Annotated in this window: 18 protein-coding genes; 9 read left to right on the forward strand and 9 right to left on the reverse strand. The window is 74.5% G+C overall.

The window, feature by feature from the left end:
* Positions 1-143: 143 nt before the first annotated feature.
* Entirely contained in the window at positions 144-917 is a 774-nt protein-coding gene (locus FVA95_RS02740) for a DMT family transporter (RefSeq protein ID WP_161992170.1), read from the forward strand.
* A 22-nt stretch (positions 918-939) separates the two neighbouring features.
* On the opposite strand, the gene fdhD is transcribed toward FVA95_RS02740, so the two are convergent.
* A complete protein-coding gene (fdhD, locus tag FVA95_RS02745; protein WP_149662793.1) occupies positions 940-1,767 on the reverse strand; it encodes a formate dehydrogenase accessory sulfurtransferase FdhD in 828 nt (275 codons plus the stop codon).
* A gap of 50 nt (positions 1,768-1,817) precedes the next feature.
* Between fdhD and FVA95_RS02750 the strand changes: the two genes are divergently transcribed.
* On the forward strand, positions 1,818-2,606 hold the full coding sequence (locus FVA95_RS02750) for a molybdenum cofactor guanylyltransferase (RefSeq protein ID WP_205015747.1): 789 nt from the start codon (positions 1,818-1,820) through the stop codon (positions 2,604-2,606).
* Between the two features lie 49 nt (positions 2,607-2,655).
* Here the strand turns inward: FVA95_RS02750 and FVA95_RS02755 are convergent, their stop codons facing one another.
* Complete coding sequence (locus FVA95_RS02755; RefSeq protein ID WP_149662794.1) at positions 2,656-3,210, reverse strand: helix-turn-helix domain-containing protein; 555 nt, start codon at positions 3,208-3,210, stop codon at positions 2,656-2,658.
* A gap of 45 nt (positions 3,211-3,255) precedes the next feature.
* On the opposite strand from FVA95_RS02755, the gene FVA95_RS02760 reads away from it, so the two are divergent.
* Positions 3,256-4,164: an SDR family oxidoreductase gene (locus FVA95_RS02760; RefSeq protein WP_149662795.1), complete on the forward strand. Its 909-nt coding sequence runs from the start codon at positions 3,256-3,258 to the stop codon at positions 4,162-4,164.
* Between the two features lie 4 nt (positions 4,165-4,168).
* On the opposite strand, the gene FVA95_RS02765 is transcribed toward FVA95_RS02760, so the two are convergent.
* The 3 genes from FVA95_RS02765 to FVA95_RS02775 form a co-directional block, all read right to left on the reverse strand.
* Entirely contained in the window at positions 4,169-5,401 is a 1,233-nt protein-coding gene (locus FVA95_RS02765; RefSeq protein WP_368667293.1) for an MFS transporter, read from the reverse strand.
* Between the two features lie 64 nt (positions 5,402-5,465).
* A complete protein-coding gene (locus FVA95_RS33795; RefSeq protein ID WP_368667294.1) occupies positions 5,466-7,622 on the reverse strand; it encodes an amidohydrolase family protein in 2,157 nt (718 codons plus the stop codon).
* A 5-nt stretch (positions 7,623-7,627) separates the two neighbouring features.
* Entirely contained in the window at positions 7,628-9,205 is a 1,578-nt protein-coding gene (locus FVA95_RS02775; RefSeq protein WP_240051225.1) for a phosphatase PAP2 family protein, read from the reverse strand.
* Positions 9,206-9,247: 42 nt separating this feature from the next.
* On the opposite strand from FVA95_RS02775, the gene pafA reads away from it, so the two are divergent.
* Complete coding sequence (gene pafA / locus FVA95_RS02780) at positions 9,248-10,609, forward strand: Pup--protein ligase (protein ID WP_075306313.1); 1,362 nt, start codon at positions 9,248-9,250, stop codon at positions 10,607-10,609.
* A gap of 44 nt (positions 10,610-10,653) precedes the next feature.
* On the opposite strand, the gene glsA (FVA95_RS02785) is transcribed toward pafA, so the two are convergent.
* The 4 genes from glsA (FVA95_RS02785) to FVA95_RS02800 form a co-directional block, all read right to left on the reverse strand.
* Entirely contained in the window at positions 10,654-11,649 is a 996-nt protein-coding gene (gene glsA, locus FVA95_RS02785; protein ID WP_149662797.1) for a glutaminase A, read from the reverse strand.
* Positions 11,650-11,713: 64 nt separating this feature from the next.
* Positions 11,714-12,367: a DUF6226 family protein gene (locus FVA95_RS02790; RefSeq protein WP_149662798.1), complete on the reverse strand. Its 654-nt coding sequence runs from the start codon at positions 12,365-12,367 to the stop codon at positions 11,714-11,716.
* Positions 12,368-12,440: 73 nt separating this feature from the next.
* Positions 12,441-13,502, reverse strand: coding sequence for a glutaminase A (glsA, locus tag FVA95_RS02795; RefSeq protein WP_149662799.1), 1,062 nt, complete (start codon positions 13,500-13,502; stop codon positions 12,441-12,443).
* A 64-nt stretch (positions 13,503-13,566) separates the two neighbouring features.
* Positions 13,567-13,806 carry a hypothetical protein gene (locus FVA95_RS02800; RefSeq protein WP_060711863.1) on the reverse strand — a complete coding sequence of 80 codons (240 nt, stop codon included), beginning with the start codon at positions 13,804-13,806 and terminating at the stop codon, positions 13,567-13,569.
* Positions 13,807-13,999: 193 nt separating this feature from the next.
* On the opposite strand from FVA95_RS02800, the gene FVA95_RS02805 reads away from it, so the two are divergent.
* From FVA95_RS02805 to pyrH, 5 genes are all read left to right on the forward strand, one after another.
* Positions 14,000-14,992: a YafY family protein gene (locus FVA95_RS02805; RefSeq protein ID WP_149662800.1), complete on the forward strand. Its 993-nt coding sequence runs from the start codon at positions 14,000-14,002 to the stop codon at positions 14,990-14,992.
* On the forward strand, positions 14,989-16,047 hold the full coding sequence (locus FVA95_RS02810) for a YafY family protein (protein WP_149662801.1): 1,059 nt from the start codon (positions 14,989-14,991) through the stop codon (positions 16,045-16,047). The genes FVA95_RS02805 and FVA95_RS02810 overlap by 4 nt, the downstream gene beginning before the upstream one ends.
* Before the next feature lie 133 nt (positions 16,048-16,180).
* On the forward strand, positions 16,181-16,477 hold the full coding sequence (gene tatA, locus FVA95_RS02815; protein WP_149662802.1) for a Sec-independent protein translocase subunit TatA: 297 nt from the start codon (positions 16,181-16,183) through the stop codon (positions 16,475-16,477).
* A 61-nt stretch (positions 16,478-16,538) separates the two neighbouring features.
* Positions 16,539-17,561: a twin-arginine translocase subunit TatC gene (gene tatC / locus FVA95_RS02820; protein ID WP_149662850.1), complete on the forward strand. Its 1,023-nt coding sequence runs from the start codon at positions 16,539-16,541 to the stop codon at positions 17,559-17,561.
* Between the two features lie 101 nt (positions 17,562-17,662).
* The gene (gene pyrH / locus FVA95_RS02825; protein WP_020625403.1) at positions 17,663-18,409 is read left to right on the forward strand and encodes a UMP kinase; all 747 of its coding nucleotides are present in this window, start codon (positions 17,663-17,665) and stop codon (positions 18,407-18,409) included.
* The last annotated feature ends 48 nt before the right edge of the window (positions 18,410-18,457 follow it).

Here is an 18,457-nt window from a genome sequence, read left to right on the forward strand (position 1 = left end):
TCTCGTTCTCAGCAGAGCCCATAGGGTCTGATGTCATCACTCACAGTGCCCATCCCGCCGGACGCTGAGGTCCGGCGTGTCGGGCCGGAACCACCGTTCGTTGCACAGGCCCGGGTCCGTGGGCACTGGCCGAGTACCGGCGGGTGGGCGGGCTCCCGCTCGCGACGGTCGGCACCTCGCTGCTGTCCGGGGTGTTCCTGGGTGCGGACTTCCTGCTCTGGACCCACGCGGTGCTCGACGCGGGCGCCGGGATCGCGAACGTCGTGCTCAACATCCAGGTGCTGGCGCTGCCGCTGATCGCCTGGATCGTCGCGGGCGAGCGGGTCCCGCGCAGGCTGGTGTACGCCGCGCCGCTACTGCTGGGCGGCATCGCCCTGGCCGGTGGGGTGCTCGGCGCCGGTGTCGGGGGGCCGGAACCGGTGCGTGGCGCGGTGCTCGGCACCCTCGCCGGCATCGCCTACGCCTGCTTCCTGCACCTGAACCGCTCGGTGTCGCGGCGCCGTCCGCGCCACCTGGTGACCCCGGTCGCGCTGGCGACCGTCGGGGCCGGGCTGACCTGCGGGCTCGTCGGCGTCGCCGGGGGCGGGATCGCGGTCGCACTGCCCGCGACGACATGGGCCTGGCTGATCGTGCTGGCCCTGACCGGGCAGGTCGTCTCCTGGGTGCTGATCGGCCGCGGCTCGGCCGGGCTGGCGCCGGGCACCGCGGGCGCGCTGCTGCTGGTGCACCCGGTGTTGTCGGTGGTGCTCGGCATGCTGGTGCTCGGGGAGACCCTCACCGGCTGGCAGGCCGCGGGCTGCGCGCTGGTCGTCGCCACCGTCGCCGCACTGGTCGGCCCGGCCGGGACCGCGGGGCGGCTGCGCCGGGTGGTGGACCGGCACGAGCGGGCCTGGGCCACGCTCACCCTACGCGTCTGACCACCGCCGGGCGCGGCGGCACTCACAGGTCGATGCGCTCGGCCCCGGTGTAGACGTTGCCGGTGTCGCCGCGCAGGAACCCGACCAGGGTCATCCCCGACTCCTCGGCCAGCTCCACCGCCAGCGACGACGGCGCCGACACGGCCGCGAGCATCGGCACCCCGGCCATCACGGCCTTCTGCACGAGCTCGAACGACGCCCGCCCGGACACCATCAGCACGGTGCCCGCGGCGGGCACCCGGCCGTCCATCACCATCCGGCCCAGCACCTTGTCCACCGCGTTGTGCCGGCCCACGTCCTCGCGGGCGGCGAGCAGGCCGCCGTCGGCGTCGAACAGGGCGGCGGCGTGCAGCCCACCGGTGGAGCCGAACACCTTCTGGTGCTCGCGCAACCGGTCGGGCAGCTCCAGCAGCAGCTCCCGGCCGATCCGCAGCGGGTCCGCGGCCGGGGAGTGCCGAGTCTTGAGCTTCACCGCGTCCAGCGACGCCTTCCCGCACACCCCGCACGACGAGGTCGTGTAGAAGTTGCGCTCCACCGACACGTCCGGCGGGGCGACGCCCTCGGCCAGGTCGACGTCGAGCACGTTGTAGGTGTTGCGGCCCTGCTCGTCGACGGAGTTGCAGTAGCGGGCCCCGGCCAGGTCCAGCCCGGAGCCGATCACACCCTCGGTCAGCAGGAACCCGTGCGCGAGCTCCACGTCGTGACCGGGGGTGCGCATCGTGACCGTCAGCGCCTTCCCCCCGACGCGCAGCTCCAGCGGCTCCTCGGCGACGAGGGTGTCCGGCCGCGAGCGGGTGCTGCCGTCCGCGTTCAGGTGCAGCACCGGGCGCCGCACGGTGAGCCGTCCCATTCCGATCCCCTCCCGCTGTCGACCCCCAGGGTAGGAGGAGGATCGGCGGCGTGCGCGGGTACGGGGGTCGGCGGCCGGGGGCGGGGATCGTGCCGGCGGGCGGTGCCTCGTCGCGGATGGGGACGGCGAAGGCGTCGCTGGACTGGCACGGGGCGGCGCTGCTGACCCGCACCGTCGCCGTCCTGGGCCGGGCGGTGGACGGGCCGCTGGTCGTGGTCCGCGCCGCCGGGCAGGACCTGCCGGAGCTCCCTCGGGGCACCGAGGTCGTCGACGACCCGGTGCCGGGCCTCGGCCCGCTGCCCGCGATCGGGGCCGGGCTCGCCGCCGTCTCGGGCCGGGCGCAGGTGGCGTTCGTCGCGTCGGTCGACCTGCCGCTGCTGCATCCCGCGTTCGTCGCACGGGTGCTGGACCTGCGCGGGGACCACGACGTCGCGCTGCCCGAGGCGTTCGGACACCACCAGCCGCTCGCCGCCGCCTACGCCACCACGCTCGCCCCGGTGATCGACGGGCTGACCGCGGCCGGGCAGGGACGCCCGCCGTCGCTGTTCGAGCGGGTCCCGGTCCGCCGGATCGGCGAGCAGACCCTGCGCAGCGACCCGGTGCTGGCCCGCCTCGACCCGGACCTGGCGTCGCTGACCAACGTCAACACCCCCGGCGAGCTCGCCGCGGCCCGGGCCCGGCCGCTGCCGGCGGTGCGGCTGCACGAGGGGGGCCGGGTCCGCACCGTCCGCGCCCGCACGGCGGGGGAGCTGGGACGCCCGGTGGCGATGACCGGCGGGACCGAGCCACTGCCGTCGTGGTTCCCACTGGTGACCGGCGACGAGCTCGACGGTGTCTGACGCGCCCTGGCCTCCGCAGGGTGCGGGGAGCCGGTGACACGCCCGCCGGTCAGGCCGGGCGCAGCACGGTCGTGACGAACGCCGTCAGCTCGCGCCGCACGTACTCGGTCACCGGGAGGACCGGGTCGAAGCTCCACCACAGCAACGTGCCCTGCCAGTAGGTCGCCAGCACCGCGCCCGCGCCCGGCGGGCCCTCCAGACTGGTGTCCAGGATCCGGGCCAGCGCCTCCTTCCACTCGCGGCCGCGTCGCCGCGACTCGGGGTCCAGCAGGTCCTCGCGCAGCACGAGCAGCGCGTCGGCGTAGCTGTCGATGCCCCCGTACTGGGCGGAGAGCCCGACCAGGAAGGCCACGGCCCCCTCCGGCCCGGGCGCGGCGGCCTCGCCGAGCTCGGCGGTCCGGCGCTCCAGCTGGTCCCAGGCGTGCATCAGCACCCGGTGCAGGAGCTCGGCCTTCCCGCCGAAGCGCTGCACCAGGGTGGCCGGGGCCAGGCCGCTGACCTCGGCGAGCGCCGCGAACGTCAGAGCCTGGGCGCCGCCGGTCTGCAGGACGCCGAGGGCGAGGTCGAGGACGTCCGCGTCGGGGACCTGCTTGCGCCGGGGCATGGCACCAGCTTATATGAACGAACACTCGTTTATATAAGGAGGACCATGGACCTCACCGGACGCATCGCCCTGGTGGCCGGCGCGACCCGCGGCGCGGGCCGCGGCATCGCCGTCGAGCTGGGCGCCGCGGGCGCGGTCGTCTACTGCACCGGGCGCACCACCCGCGACCGTCGGTCCGAGTACGACCGCCCGGAGACGATCGAGGACACCGCCGACCTGGTCACCGCCGCGGGCGGGACCGGCATCGCGGTGCCGACCGACCACCTCGACCCCGCGGCGGTCGACACGCTGGTGGCGCGCGTCGAGCGCGACCACGGCCGGCTCGACGTGCTGGTCAACGACATCTGGGGCGGCGAGACGATGGTCGAGTGGGACACCCCGGTCTGGGAGCACGACCTGGACAACGGGCTGCGTACCCTGCGCCTGGCGATCGACACCCACCTCGTCACCGCCCACCACGCCCTGCGGCTGCTCTCCCGGACCCCGGGTGGGCTCGTCGTGGAGGTCACCGACGGCACCGACGCCTACAACGCCGAGAACTACCGGCTCAACGTCTTCTACGACCTGGCCAAGATCGCACCGATCCGGCTGGCCCGGTCCTGGGCGCACGAGCTGCGCGGGCACGGCGGAACGGCCGTCGCGGTCACCCCGGGCTGGCTGCGCTCGGAGATCATGCTGGAGCACTTCGGGGTCACCGCCGACACCTGGCGCGACGCGTGCGCGGCCGAGCCGCACTTCGCGATCTCGGAGAGCCCGCGGTTTGTCGGCCGTGGGATCGCTGCCCTGGCCGCCGACCCCGACCGGCACCGCTGGAACGGCCGCTCCACCTCCTCGGGGGAGCTCGGCCGGGTCTACGGCGTCGACGACGTCGACGGGTCCCGCCCCGACGCCTGGCGCTACGTCACCGAGGTGCAGGACGCGGGTCTGCCCGCCGACACGACGGGCTACCGGTGACGGCTCACCCCGGGGTCCGGGCGTCACGACGGCCGAGCACCAGCAGCGCCGCCAGCGCCAGCAGCGCGAGCACCGCGACCGCCACGCAGAACACGATGCCCGCGGTCCGCAGCCCCCACGCCTGGCTCGCCGCCCCCAGCCCGACGACCGGCAGCGAGATCGCGACGTAGAGCACCACGAAGTACGACGACGTCGTCCCCGCCCGCTGGTGGGCCTCCACCCGCGCGTTCACCGCGGCCAGGCCCTTGGAGAACGTCATGCCCTGACCGACGCCCGCGACCACCGCGCCGGCGACCAGCTCCACCATCGATCCCCGCGCCACCGACACCGCGACGAGCGCCGCGCCCGCGGCCAGCAGCACACAGCCCAGGTCGAGGATCCGCCCGGTCGGCGCGGTGCGGACCGCGAGCTGGGCGAGCACCGAGGCGCCCAGCAACAGCAGCGACATCGCCCCGGCGACGGCGTGGCTCGGGTTCCCGATCAGCTCGGACACGATCCGCGGGGACAGCGCGGTGAACAGGCCCAGCACCGCGAACCCGGCGAACCCGGCCGTCGCGGCGACCCCGAACACCGCGCGCACCGCGGGCGGCACCTCGGGGCGCTGGGGCCGCAGCGTCGGGCGCGCAGGCCGGTCGGTCACGGTCTCCGGTGCGCCCAGCACGAGCAGCCCGCACAGCGCGACGGCGACGGCGTGCACCGCGAAGGACAGGTGCAGCGGCGCGGGCAGGTACTCCACGGCCACCCCGGCGAGCGCCGCGCCCAGCCCGAGCCCGCCGATGTTCGCGACGGTCGCGACCGCGGCCCCGCGTTCCCGCCAGGACTCCGGCGCGGCCTCGATGACCGCGGCGGTCGCCGCCCCGGCGAAGATGCCGGCGGAGAAGCCGGACAGCAGCCGTCCGACCAGCAGCACCCACACCGGGCCCGCCACCAGGAACACCAGGCTCGACGCCAGCGACAGCGCCACCCCCGCCAGCAGCATCGGCCGCCGCCCCAGCTGGTCCGACCACCGTCCGGTGACCAGCAGCGCGGCGAGCACCCCGACCGCGTAGACGGCGAAGATCACCGTCTGGACGGTGGCGGAGAACCCGAGCTCGCGCTGGTAGAGCGCATACATCGGGGTCGGCATCGTCGCCCCGAGCATGACCACGGCGAACGTCACGGCCAGGCCGGCGAAGGCGGCGGCCCGAGGCAGTCGGAGGATGGCGGAACCCCTTCCGGAGGTCGTTGCGCGGCGCACCGCTCATGATCGCAGCCGGTCGGTGCGCCGGCATCCGCAGCGCCCGGCGCACCCCGCCGCACGGTCAGGGCCGGCGCAGGACGTGCAGGGCCACCCCGCCCGGCAGCGGCCGGGTCGTGACCGTCCAGACCTCCCGGGCCGCGGCGAGCCAGCGCGGTGTCTCGGGCCGACCCGGGTCGGCCAGCCACACCTGCCCGCCCGGGGCGGTCACCCGCGGCAGCAGCGTACCGAGCGCGTCGGCGGCGGCCACGCCGTAGAGCACGTCGGCGGCCAGCACCAGGTCCCAGCGCGCGCCGCCGTCGCCCGCCCGGTCGAACGGGACCGCCGCGGTGCCCACCGTCAGCCCGCACCGGCGGGCCGACGCCGCGACCCAGGCGACGGCGGCGGCCGAACGGTCGGTGGCGAGCACCGTCCCGGCCCCGGTGCGGGCCGCGGCCAGCGACGGCAGCCCCAGCCCGCACCCCAGCTCCAGCACCCGACGCCCGGCGAGCCACCCCGGACCGGCCTCGTCGACCGCGTGCGCCAGCGCCCGGCCCGAGGGCCACGGCCGCGCCCAGTGGGGCGGGTGCAGCTCCTCGCTGCCACCGGGCCCCGGCACCGGCTCGAACGCGACGACGTCCGGGTCGGCCGGGCGCAGCACCGTCAACGGTCCGGACGGCAGCGCGACCTCTTCCAGCAGTCCCGGCCCGGTCGGCCCGGCGACCCGGCGGTGCACCCTCAGACCCCCGGAGCGGTGCGTCCAGCGCCCGCCGACCAGCGTCCCGGCCACCGGCATGGCGCGCAGCACCGCCGGGGCGCAGGTGGTGGGGTCGGCCTCGGTGAGCACGAGGTCGGCCCGGGCGCCGACGGTGACCGCCGCGGTCGCTCCGTCGACCACCCCGAACGACGCGCCGAGCGCGGTCGCCCGGTCGATCTCCTGCTCGGGGTGCCAGCGGTCCCGGTCGTCGGCGGTGCGGTGCACGGCCGCGGCGAGCGCGATCCACGGATCCAGCGGCGCGACCGGGGCGTCGGAGCCGAGCGCGAGGCGGGCTCCGGCGCGGTGCAGCGACGCGAACGCGAACGCCCGGTCGGTGCGGCCCGCCCAGAGCCGGTCGGCGACGTCGCGGTCGTCGAGGGCGTGCTCGGGCTGCACGCTCGCGACCAGGCCGAGACCGGCGAAGCGGGGGACGTCGTCGCCGGTCAGCAGCTGGGCGTGCTCGACCCGCCCGCGGGCCCCGGTCGCGGCGAACGCGTCGAGGACCAGGGTGTTGGCGTGGTCACCGATGGCGTGCAGGGCCGCGGTGAGCCCACCCGCGTGCGCCCGGGCCAGCAGTGGCGCCAGCCGGTCGGGCGGGACCAGCAGCAGCCCGCACGGGTGCTCCAGGGGGTTCTCCGGCGGCGCGGGGTAGGGGTCGTAGCAGTAGGCGGTGCGGGTGTTGAGCGACCCGTCGGTGATCACCTTCAGCGGCCCCGCGGTGAGCAGCCCGCCGGTGCCCTCGACGACGTCGCCGGTGCGCAGCCCCGTGGCCAGGGCGTCGTCGAGGTGGTCGGGCCACACCGACGCCTCGACCCGCAGCCCGGTCGTGCCGCCGGCGATCCGGCGTCGCCAGTCCGGCAGCGACCACGGCGCCTCGAAGTCGACGACGCCGACCACCCCGCGTGCCGAGGCCGCGGTCACGGCGTCGGCGACGAACCCGTCGATGGCCTCGGTCGGCGCGTCCTGCAGCGCGGGGGAGACGACGGCGAAGAACTCCGACTCCCGGATCCGGCCGGTCGGGTGCCCGTCGTGCCCGAAGCGGGCCAGCGCGGCGCCGTTGAGCCACCCCTGGTGGAGGTCCCCGGACACGAGCACGACGGGGGTGTCACCAGTGACCGGGTCGAGCAGCGAGCGGTGCGCCTCGTCGGGCCACAGCGCGTCGCGGAACCCGAACCCGACCAGCACCTCACCGGCGGCAGGTGGCGCGGTCGCCATCCGCCGCGCGACGAGCGCCACCGCGTCGGCCGCCGAGCGGGCGCCGGACACGTCCAGCCTGCGGCGGGCTAGCGCCCACTGGGCCATGTGCACGTGGTGGTCCCACAGCCCCGGCAGCAGCGCCCGCCCGTCGCACTCGACGACCTCGGCGCCGCCCGGGTCGAGCCCGGCGCCCACGGCGCGCACCCGGCCCCCGTCCAGGAGCACGTCGACCGGACCGCCCAGGCCGTCGCAGCCGGGCCGCAGCGGGCGGACCGTGCGCAGCAGCACGGGGCTCAGCCCTGGAACGGGCGGTCCCGCCCGGTCCAGCGCTCCTCGTCGCGGCGGTAGACCGGGATCGGCTTCTCGGCGACCCGGAAGGTGTAGCGACCGGCCTCCTCGACGACCTCGCCGTCGGTGGCCAGCATGCTCGGCTCCAGCAGCTCGACGTCGAGGCTGGGCACCTCCCGCTGGTGGTAGACCCGGCTGTGCCCCAGCGCACCCAGGATCAGCGCGATCACGACCCGCAGCCGGGAGAACCGGACGTCGGCGCGCAGCCAGCGCACGTCGAGCAGGCCCGAGTCCAGCGTCGGCCGCCACGCCGGGACCGCGCCGCGCGGGAAGTACGGGCCGTTCCCGACGAACAGGAACCACACCTTGTACCAGCGGTCCTCGATCTTCACGCTGATCTTCTCCGAGCGCTGCAGCACGGTGATCAGCGCCGCGGCGAACGCCGGCCACTTGCCGTAGCGCGGCTGCCACTGCTCGCGCAGCCGCACCAGCTCCGGGTAGGAGCCGATCGAGGCGGTGTTGATGAAGTAGCGGGTGCGGGTGACCGAGATGTCCTCGGGGTCGTCGAGCCGGCCCGGGTGGGCCTCGACCAGCGCCAGGTCGACCGCGACGGCCTCCCCGGCCTGGGTGGCGTCGACGGCCTCCTGGGTGTCGTAGACGCCGACGTCGCGTGCGAAGTGGTTCAGCGTCCCGCCCGGCACGACGACCAGCGGCAGCCCGTGCCGGTCGGCGACCGCGGCGGCGGTGGCGACGGTGCCGTCCCCGCCCGCGACACCCACGGCGCGCACCCACTGCCCGCGCTCGGCCAGCGCGTCCTCCAGCATGTCCTCGACCTTCACCCCGTCCCCGACCACCAGGTGGTGCGCCGCGGGCAGCCGCTCCCGGACCTCCTCGGACACGTCGGTGTCGGGCGGCCCGGAGAACGGGTTCGACACGATGACCAGGCCCTCGCCCTGCGGCAGCGCCGGCACGGTGTCGATCGGGCGGGCGCGGGCCTCGTCGCTGGGGCGCACCGGCCACCAGCGGTTCGTCAGCTTCGCCACGCCGGTGCCGATCGCCGCACCGACCAGCACGTCGGAGGTCCAGTGCACCCCCACGTGCACCCGTGACCAGCCCACCAGCGCCGCCAGCGGCACCGCGACCGGTGCGGCCCGGCGGTTCTCCATCACCACCGCCGTCGCGAACGCCGCGGCCGAGGCGGCGTGCCCCGACGGGAACGACGACGACGACGGCGGATCGGCCACCGTCCGGTAGGCCGGCAGCTCGGCCGCGGCCGGGCGCCGGCGCGGCAGCAACGGCTTGAGCAGCGCGTTCGCGGTGAAGCTGGTCAGCGCGATGGACGCGATCCCGCGCATCGCCGCCTTGCGCCCGGCTCCCCGCCGCACCGACAGCACCGCGGCGATCGCGAACCACAGCACGCTGTGGTCGGCGGTGCGGGTCAGCCGCCGCAGCGAGGTGTCCACCCGGCTCGGTGGGCGGCTCGAGATGAACTCGGTGACCGCCCGGTCGGCCCGGGACACCGAGTCCGCCCCGCGGTCCAGTCGACGGGACCTGCGGGCGACGCGTTCGAACCATCCACTCACAGTCGTGACAGTAGAGGGGGTCGGGCGCCTACCCTGAACGGCATGCAGCGTCGGATCTTCGGGGTCGAGACGGAGTTCGGTGTCACGTGCACCTTCCACGGGCAGCGCCGGCTGTCCCCGGACGAGGTGGCGCGCTACCTCTTCCGTCGGGTGGTGTCGTGGGGCCGGTCCTCCAACGTCTTCCTCCGCAACGGTGCCCGTCTCTACCTCGACGTCGGGTCGCACCCCGAGTACGCCACGGCGGAGTGCGACTCGCTGACCCAGCTGGTGTCCCACGACAAGGCCGGTGAACGGATCCTCGAGGACCTCCTCGTCGACGCGGAACGACGGCTGGTCGACGAGGGCATCGGCGGTGACATCTACCTGTTCAAGAACAACACCGACTCCGCGGGCAACTCCTACGGCTGCCACGAGAACTACCTCGTCGCGCGGCAGGGCGAGTTCTCCCGGATCGCCGACGTGCTCCTGCCGTTCCTGGTCACCCGCCAGCTCATCTGCGGTGCCGGGAAGGTCCTGCAGACCCCGCGCGGCGCGGTCTACTGCCTGTCCCAGCGCGCCGAGCACATCTGGGAGGGCGTCTCCTCCGCGACGACCCGGTCCCGGCCGATCATCAACACCCGCGACGAGCCGCACGCCGACGCCGAGCGCTACCGGCGGCTGCACGTGATCGTCGGGGACTCGAACATGTCCGAGGTGACGACCCTGCTCAAGGTCGGGTCGGCCACCCTGGTGCTGGAGATGATCGAGGCCGGCGTCCAGTTCCGGGACTTCACCCTGGACAACCCGATCCGCGCGATCCGCGAGATCAGCCACGACCTCACCGGGCGCCGTCCGGTGCGGATGGCCGGTGGCCGGGAGGCCTCGGCGCTGGACATCCAGCGCGAGTACCACGCCCGCGCCGTCGAGTACCTGGAGGCGACCGGGCACCCGGACCCGGCGATGGCGCGCGTCGTCGAGCTGTGGGGGCGCACGCTGGACGCCATCGAGTCCCAGGACCTGTCGAAGATCGACCGCGAGATCGACTGGGCGATCAAGCACCGGCTGGTGGAGCGGTACCGGGCCAAGCACGACCTGGACCTGTCCAGCGCCCGGGTCGCCCAGCTCGACCTGGCCTACCACGACGTCCGCCGGGGCCGCGGCCTGTTCGACATGCTGCAGCGCAAGGCGCTGGTCGACCGGGTCACCGACGACGGCGAGATCGAGGCCGCCAAGGACACCCCGCCGCAGTCGACCCGGGCGAAGCTGCGCGGTGACTTCATCGCCGCGGCCCAGGCCGCCGGGCGTGACTTCACCGTCGACTGGGTGCACCTGAAGCTGAACGACCAGGCCCAGCGCACCGTGCTGTGCAAGGACCCGTTCCGCGCCGTCGACGAGCGGGTGGACCGCCTGATCGCCTCGCTCTGACCGCTGCCCCCGGGGTGGGAATGCCCCCACCCCGGGGCCACGGCTCAGTCCGGCTGGGCGATCCGGCCGAAGCGCGACTCCTGCGGGTCGGCGAACACGTGCAGCCCGAACCGCGACGACAGCTCCCGGCAGACCGCGACCCCGCGCACCGAGTTGCCGTGCCGGTCCAGGCCGGGGGAGTACACCCCGAGCCCGAACCAGCGCGGCAGCACACCCATGATCCCGCCGGACACCCCGCTCTTGGCCGGGATGCCGACGTCGTGCGCCCACTCTCCCGCGGCGTCGTACATGCCGCACATGCTCATCACGCTGATCACCGTGCGCAGGTGCTCGCGGGACAGCGCCCGCTCACCGGTCAACGGGTTGACCCCGCCGTGTGCGAGCGTCGCGCCCATCACCGACAGCTCCGGCGCGGTGACCGTGATCGAGCAGGCGGCGAGGTAGACGTAGAGGGTGTCGTCGATGTCGCCGTGCAGCATCCCCAGGCTTCGCATGAGGTAGCTGAGCCCGAGGTTGCGGTCGTTGGAGACCAGCTGCTCGTCGAGGACGTCCTGGTCGATCTCCAGCGACGGGTTGCCGGTGTAGAGCCGGTTGCGCTCCAGGAGCCGCCCGGCCCGCTCCTCCTTCGTCGCCCCCCGCACCATGTTCGCCGCGACCAGCGCCCCGGCGTTGATCATCGGGTTGAACGGGCGGTGGTGCACCTGGTCGAAGGTGATGGAGTTGAACGGGTCCCCGGAGGGCTCCACGCCGATCCGGCGCAGCGTCTCGGCCAGGCCGTTGTCCTCCAGCGCGAGCCCGTAGGTGAAGACCTTCGAGATCGAGTGCAGCGGGAAGCGGACCTCGCAGTCCCCGACCTGCCACTGCGTGCCGTCGACGTTCGTGCCGGCCAGGCCGAACTCCTCGGCCCGGGCCTCCATCTCCGGCGGGTAGTAGCTGACGACCTCCTCGCCGGGCAGCAGGATGCCGCTCCCCTCGGTGCAGGTGCTGCGGAGCTCCTCGAACTGCTGCTGGACCAGTTCACGTTCGGCCTGCGCGACCATCGGTGTCCCTTTCGTCGGGGTGTCCGGGCGCACCGTACCGACGGCGACGGGCCGGGCCGCGGGCTCAGCCGTCGCGCCGGGTGGGCCAGGGGGCCCACCGACGGTCGTCCGGGCCTGCCGCGCCGATGTCCTCCTCGTCCTCCGTCGCGGCCCACGACTCGCCGGAGGACGACCCGCCCGCGTCCGGGCCGAGGGCGTGGCCGTGCCATGTGCCGTCGGCACGGCGGACCCGCCACTCGCGGAAGGCGCCCGCCGTGATCGACCCCACGATCCGCTCCAGTTCGTCGGCGAGCCGCTCGACGTCGTCGTCGCAGGCGTCGCAGCCGCACACGGGCAGCGACGACTGCGACCAGGCCCCGGCGGCGACGACGAGCCCGGGAAGCGCCGTCCACGTGACGTTCAGCGTGGCGGCCGCCGGATCGCGCGGACGCAGCGACGTCCTCCGCAGGACGGTGTCGGGCGGAAGCTCCGCGGCGTCCCCGGTGGTCGCCGGGTCCTCGGACACCTCGGACACCTCGACGTCGAACCGTGCCACCAGGTCCGCGACCAGCGCGTCGGCGACGGCGTGCAGCGGCCGGAACCGCTCCGGGTAGGTCACCACCGAGTAGCTGTCCTCGGGCGGGCTGTCGGAGTCCCACCGGTGGCCGTAGGGGATCACCGCGCCGTCGGCGTCGCGGAACGGCCCGGTCACGACGACCGGACGGCGGTAGCTGGACACCCCCGCAGGATGACCGCGCCGCGGACCCGTGGCATCCGGTTTCCGTCCGCCGGGGCGACGGCCCGGGCCCCGGTCACGGCGCCTCGCCGATCCCGTCGGGCAGCCAGCCGTCGCCGGAGGGGTACATCTCGGTGGTCTCCTCGCGCCGGCCCGGGCGCACGATCCGGCCCAGCCGCGACTCCGACGGGTCGGCGAACACGTGCAGCCCGAACCGGTCGGACAGCTCCCGGCACACCGCCACCCCGCGGACCGAGTTGCCGTGCCGGTCCAGCCCGGGGGAGTAGACGCCGACCCCGATCGCGTCCGGGATCGCCGCCAGGATCGCCCCGGACACGCTGGACTTGGCCGGGATGCCGACCTCGTAGGCCCACTGTCCGGCGGCGTCGTACATGCCGCACATGCTCATCACGCTCAGCACGTCCCGGGTGTAGGTGCGGGGCAGCGCAGGCACCCCGGTGAACGGGTTCGCCCCGCCCCGGGCCAGGGTCGCCGCCATCGTCGACAGCTCGCTCGCGGTGACCGTTACCGAGCAGGCCGCCAGGTAGACGTAGAGGTTGTCCTCGATGTTGCCGTGCAGCATCCCGAGGCTGCGCATCAGGTAGGACAGCGCGACGTTGCGGTCGTTGGAGACCAGCTGCTCGGCGAGGACGTCCCCGTCGACGGCCAGGTCGGGGTTGCCCGCGTAGATCCGCAGCCGGGTCAGCAGCCGCTCGACCTTCTCCTCTCGGGTCGCGCCGTGCACCAGGTTCACCGCGACCAGCGCCCCCGCGTTGATCATCGGGTTGAACGGGCGGTGGTTGACCTCGTCGAAGCTGATCGAGTTGAACGGGTCCCCGGACGGCTCGACCCCGACCCGCAGCAGGACCTCCTCGCGACCGTTGTCCTCCAGCGCCAGGCCGTAGGTGAACACCTTCGAGATGGAGTGCAGCGGGAAGCGGACCCCGGCGTCACCGACCTCCCACTGGGTGCCCTCGATGTCGGTGGCGGCCAGCCCGAACAGGTGCGCCCGCTCGGCCATCGCCGGCGGGTAGTAGGCGACGACCCGCCCGTCGGGCACCCCACCGGGGCTCCCGATCGCCGCGTGCAGCTCCTCGAGCTGCCGCTGCACGATCGCGCGCTCGGTCTGCTGCTCCATCGGCGCCCCTCCCCGCGGACCGGTCCGTCCGGTGCGGAGCGCAAACTAGATCACCGGTGTGCGGTCACTCGATCCCGGGCATGATCCGGCGCCGCAGCTCGGCCAGCTCGTCCTGGACCTCCGGGTCGGCCGGACCCGCCTTCTCCGGTGCCGGGGCGATCCCCATCGACCGCAGCAGCCCGGTCGCGGCCGCGGCCGGGTCCCCGGTTTCCCCGAGCACCGGGCGCAGGCCCTGGTCGGCCAGGTGGTGGAACACCAGGTTCACCACGGTCCACGGGTTGTACGTCTCCTGCTCGCCGGACATGCGCCACCTCCACGTGCCGGTGCGGCCGCGGCGCCGCACCCGGGGTCGAGCCTTTGCCGTGCGCGGGCCGTCGTCAACGACCCTGTCGCAGGATGAGACACCGATCAGCGGTGACCGGTACCCGGCGCGGTCCCGGGTGCCCGCGGCCCGGGGCGCCCGATCCGCCCCGTCCGGCCTGGCTACGATGCCCGTCGTGTCCTCCGCCCGCGCCGAGCGACTGGTCAACCTGGTGCTCTGCCTGATGTCGACGCGCCAGTACCTGTCCGCGGAACGGATCCGGTCCATCGTCCCCGGCTACGCCGACGGCGCCGGCGACGAGGCGTTCTTCCGGATGTTCGAGCGGGACAAGGCCGAGCTGCGCGAGCTGGGCGTGCCGCTGGAGACCGGCCACAACTCGGTGTTCGACACGGTCGAGGGCTACCGGATCGCCCGGGCCGACTACGAGCTCGGCGAGATCCACCTCGACCCGGACGAGGCGACCGTCGTCGCGCTGGCCGGGAACCTCTGGGACTCCCCGGAGCTGGCCGGGGCCGCGCACGGCGCGCTGGTGAAGCTGCGCGCCGCCGGGGTCGAGGTCGCCGAGACCCCGGCGGCGGCGATCCGCCCCGGTGCCGCCGCGGGCGAGCCGGCGCTCGCGCCGCTGCTGGGCGCGGTGCGCACCGGCCGCGTCGTCACCTTCGACCACCGCCGCGGGGGCCCCGCCGGGGAGCTGGTGCGGCGCACCGTCGAGCCCTGGGGCGTGATGTCGTTCCGGGGCCGCTGGTACCTGGTGGGCCACGACCGGGACCGCGACGACGTGCGCTGCTTCCGGCTCTCCCGCGTCGAGGGCCCGGTCCGCGCGGTCGGGCCGGAGGGCGCGGTCACCGTGCCCGACGGCGTCGACCTGCGGGCGCTGGTGCGCGCCTCGGCGGGCCCGCAGCCGGTGTCGGGCACCGCGCGGGTCTGGGTCGCGGCGGGACGCGCGGCCGGGCTGCGCCGCACCGGCCGCGAGCGCGGGCCGCTCGAGCACGCGGGCCGGCCGGGCGTGGAGATCGAGCTGGACCTGCGTGACCGGGGCACCGTCGCACGCTGGCTGGCCGGGCACGGCCCGGACGTCGCGGTCCTGGACCCGCCGGAGCTGGCCCATGCGGTCCGCGAGCTGTGGGAGGCCGCGCTCGGCGCCGGAGTCCGAGAGGCCCGCACGTGAGCCGTCAGGGCGTCGCCCAGCGCCTGCCCCGGCTGTTGTCGCTGGTGCCCTACCTGCGGGCGCACCCCGGGGTGCCGGTCGCCGAGGCCGCCGCGGACTTCGGCGTCGACGAGCGGCAGCTGCGCAAGGACCTGGAGCTGCTGTGGATGTGCGGCCTGCCCGGCTACGGGCCGGGTGACCTGGTCGACCTGTCCTTCGCCGGGGACACTGTCGACGTCGTCTTCGACGCCGGCCTGACCCGGCCGCTGCGCCTGACCACGACCGAGGCGACCGCGTTGCTCGTGGCGTTGCGCATGCTGCACCAGACCGCCGGGGTGGTCGACTCCGACGCCGTCGGGCGGGCCATCGCCAAGGTCGAGGCCGCGGTGGGCGAGGCTGCCGGTCCGGGCGGTCTGGTCACCGTCGAGTCCGGGATCGGTGAGCGCGACACCACCGCCGTCGTGCGCCGGGCCCTGGACCGCGGGCGCGCGCTGCGCATCGTCTACTTCACCGCGGGTCGCGACGCGGTGTCCCGCCGCGACGTCGACCCGATGCGGCTGGTCGTCAGCGGCGGGCGCGGCTACCTGGAGGCGTGGTGCCGCCGGGCCGAGGACGTGCGGATGTTCCGCCTGGACCGGGTCGAGCAGGCCGAGGAGCTCGACGAACCGGCCCGCGTGCACCCCGAGGCACGGCCCGTCGACGTCTCGCACGGGCTGTTCAGCCCGCGTGCCGAGCACCGGTACGCCATCCTGGAGCTCGATCCGGACGCCCACTGGGTCGCCGAGTACTACCCGGTCGACGAGGTGCGCACCGCCGCCGGCGAGCTGGTCGAGGGCGACCCGCCGCCCGGCGCGCCGGACCCGGTGCCCGCACCGGCGGGTGGCGACGACCGGCTGCGGGTGCTGCTCCGCTTCGCCGACGACGACTGGCTGGTCCGTCTCGTGCTCGGCCTCGGCGGCGCGGCCCGCATCCTCGAACCGCCCGAGCTGGCCGCGGCGGTGCGCGACCGGGCCCGCGAGGCCCTCCGGACCGCCGACGCGTCACCCGGGGTCGCCCCGCCCGTCACCGACGCGTGAATGCGACAGGATGACGACGACGGGATGAACACCGGGTGACCGTGGCCACGTCCGACGACGGGGGGACCGGGCGACCGATTCGCCCGTGTCTACACTCGGTCCTGACCCGGCCCGATCGACGCGAGGTGGACCCATGCCCGGTGGCTACGAGTGGCTGATCATCATCGCCGTTCTGCTCCTGCTGTTCGGTGCGAAGAAGCTGCCCGAGATGGCGCGTTCGGTCGGCCAGTCCGCCCGCGTGTTCAAGGGCGAGATGAAGGGCCTCAAGGACGACGACGCCCGCACCCGCCAGGGCGAGGAGCCCAAGCCCGCCCAGGAGCTGCCCGCGGCCGCCCCGGCGCCGCAGCAGGCCGCCCCGGCCCCGCAGCAGCAGGCGTCGCAGCAGGCACCGGCGCAGGCCACCGACCGGCCCGCCGGCCCGGCCGCCTGAGGCACCTCCTCCCGTGAAGGCACCGTTCCGTCGGAAGCGCAGGCTCAACCCCGACGGGACCATGACCCTGATCGAGCACCTCTACGAGCTGCGCAACCGGCTCGGCATCTCGCTCGCCGCGATCGTGGTGACGACGGTGTTCGGCTACATCTGGTTCGAGGTCTCGTTCTTCGGCTTCCCCAGCCTGGGGGAGCTGCTCAAGGAGCCCTACTGCTCCCTGCCGCCCTCGGCGCGCGCGTCGCTGACGGCGGACCCGAACGTCTGCACGCTGCTCGGCACCACCCCGTTCGACCAGTTCATGCTGCGCCTGAAGGTCGGGGCGACGGCCGGGGTGATCCTGGCCTGCCCGATCTGGCTCTACCAGCTGTGGGGGTTCATCACCCCGGGTCTGCTGCGCAAGGAGCGCCGCTACGCGCTGAGCTTCGTCTCGGTCGCTGCGGTGCTGTTCGTCGCCGGCGCGGTGCTGGCCTACCTGATCATCCCGCAGGCGCTCGGCTTCCTGCTCACCATCGGTAGCGAGATCCAGACGACGGCGCTGACCGGCACGTCGTACTTCTCCCTGGTCGTCAACCTGATCGTCATCTTCGGGGTCAGCTTCCTGATCCCGCTGCTGGTCGTCGCGCTCAATGCGGCCGGGGTCGTGTCCTACGACCTGCTGCGCCGCTCCCGGCGCGGGCTGATCTTCGGACTGTTCTGCTTCGCCGCGATCGCGACACCCGGCCAGGACCCCATCTCGATGCTGGCGCTGGCGTTCGCGCTGACCCTGCTGTTCGAGGCGGCCATCCAGGTCTGCCGGATCACCGACCGCCGCCGGGCCCGCCGGCGCGCCGCCGAGGGCTGGGACTCCCTGGACCCGGACGAGCCGTCGCCGCTGGACACCACGCCGTCGCCGATCGAGGGTCCGTCCGGACCGGTCGAGCCCTCCCGGATCGAGCCGCCCGCCCCGGTGTCCGCCCCGGTGTCCGCCACCTCGACGCACGTCGTTCCCCCGACCGGTGGCGCCACGGGCGCGGCGACCGGCCGCCCCGGTGCCGGAGCGAACGGGACCGCACCCGACCCGCCCCGCTACGACGACATCACCTGACCGGGCGGCGCCGCAGATCCCCCCGCGGCCCGGTCCAGCACGGCTCCGTAGGCTGGCTCCCCGGATCGGGTCGGGCGGCACTGAGGAGCGGGTCGGGACAGATGAAGTACAACCGGGTGGTCATCAAGCTCAGCGGACAGGCGATGGCCGGTGCCGACGGCTTCGGGTTCTCCGCGCAGGCCCTCGCCCACCTCGCCGACCAGATCCGGCAGATGCGCGCGCTCGGGGTGCAGGTCGCGGTCGTCGTCGGTGGCGGGAACGTGTTCCGCGGCAACCGATCCGAGACCTGGGGGATCGACCGCGTCGAGGCCGACAACATCGGCATGCTCGGCACCGTGATCAACGGCCTCCTGCTGCGCGGCAAGCTGTCCGCCGGCGGCGAGGAGAACGTCCGCGTCATGACCGCGATCCCGATCAACGCCGTCGCCGAGCCGTTCCTGCGGCTGCGCGCCAAGCGGCACCTGGAGAAGGACGCGATCCTGATCTTCTCCGGCGGCAACGGGCAGCCGTTCATCACCACCGACTACCCGAGCGTGCAGCGCGCCCTGGAGATCGGCGCGGACGCCCTGCTGGTGGCCAAGCACGGCACCGACGGCGTCTACGACACCGACCCGCGCACCAACCCCGACGCCCGCCGCTACGAGCGCCTGCCCTACGACGAGGTGCTGTCGCGCCGGCTGGCCGTGATGGACCAGACCGCGTTCATCCTGGCCCGCGACCACGGCCTGCCGCTGCACGTGTTCGACATCGAGAAGGACGGCCTGATGGCCGCCATCTGCCGTGGCGAGCACCACGGCACCGAGATCAACCCCGACATCGTCGAGGCGGAGTTCGCCCGGCCGGAGTAGGCCGGCGGTCACACGTGGCCCGGCTCACCCTGTGACGGAGCAGGGTGT

The organism is Pseudonocardia sp. EV170527-09, from assembly GCF_008369905.1.
Lineage (GTDB): Bacteria > Actinomycetota > Actinomycetes > Mycobacteriales > Pseudonocardiaceae > Pseudonocardia.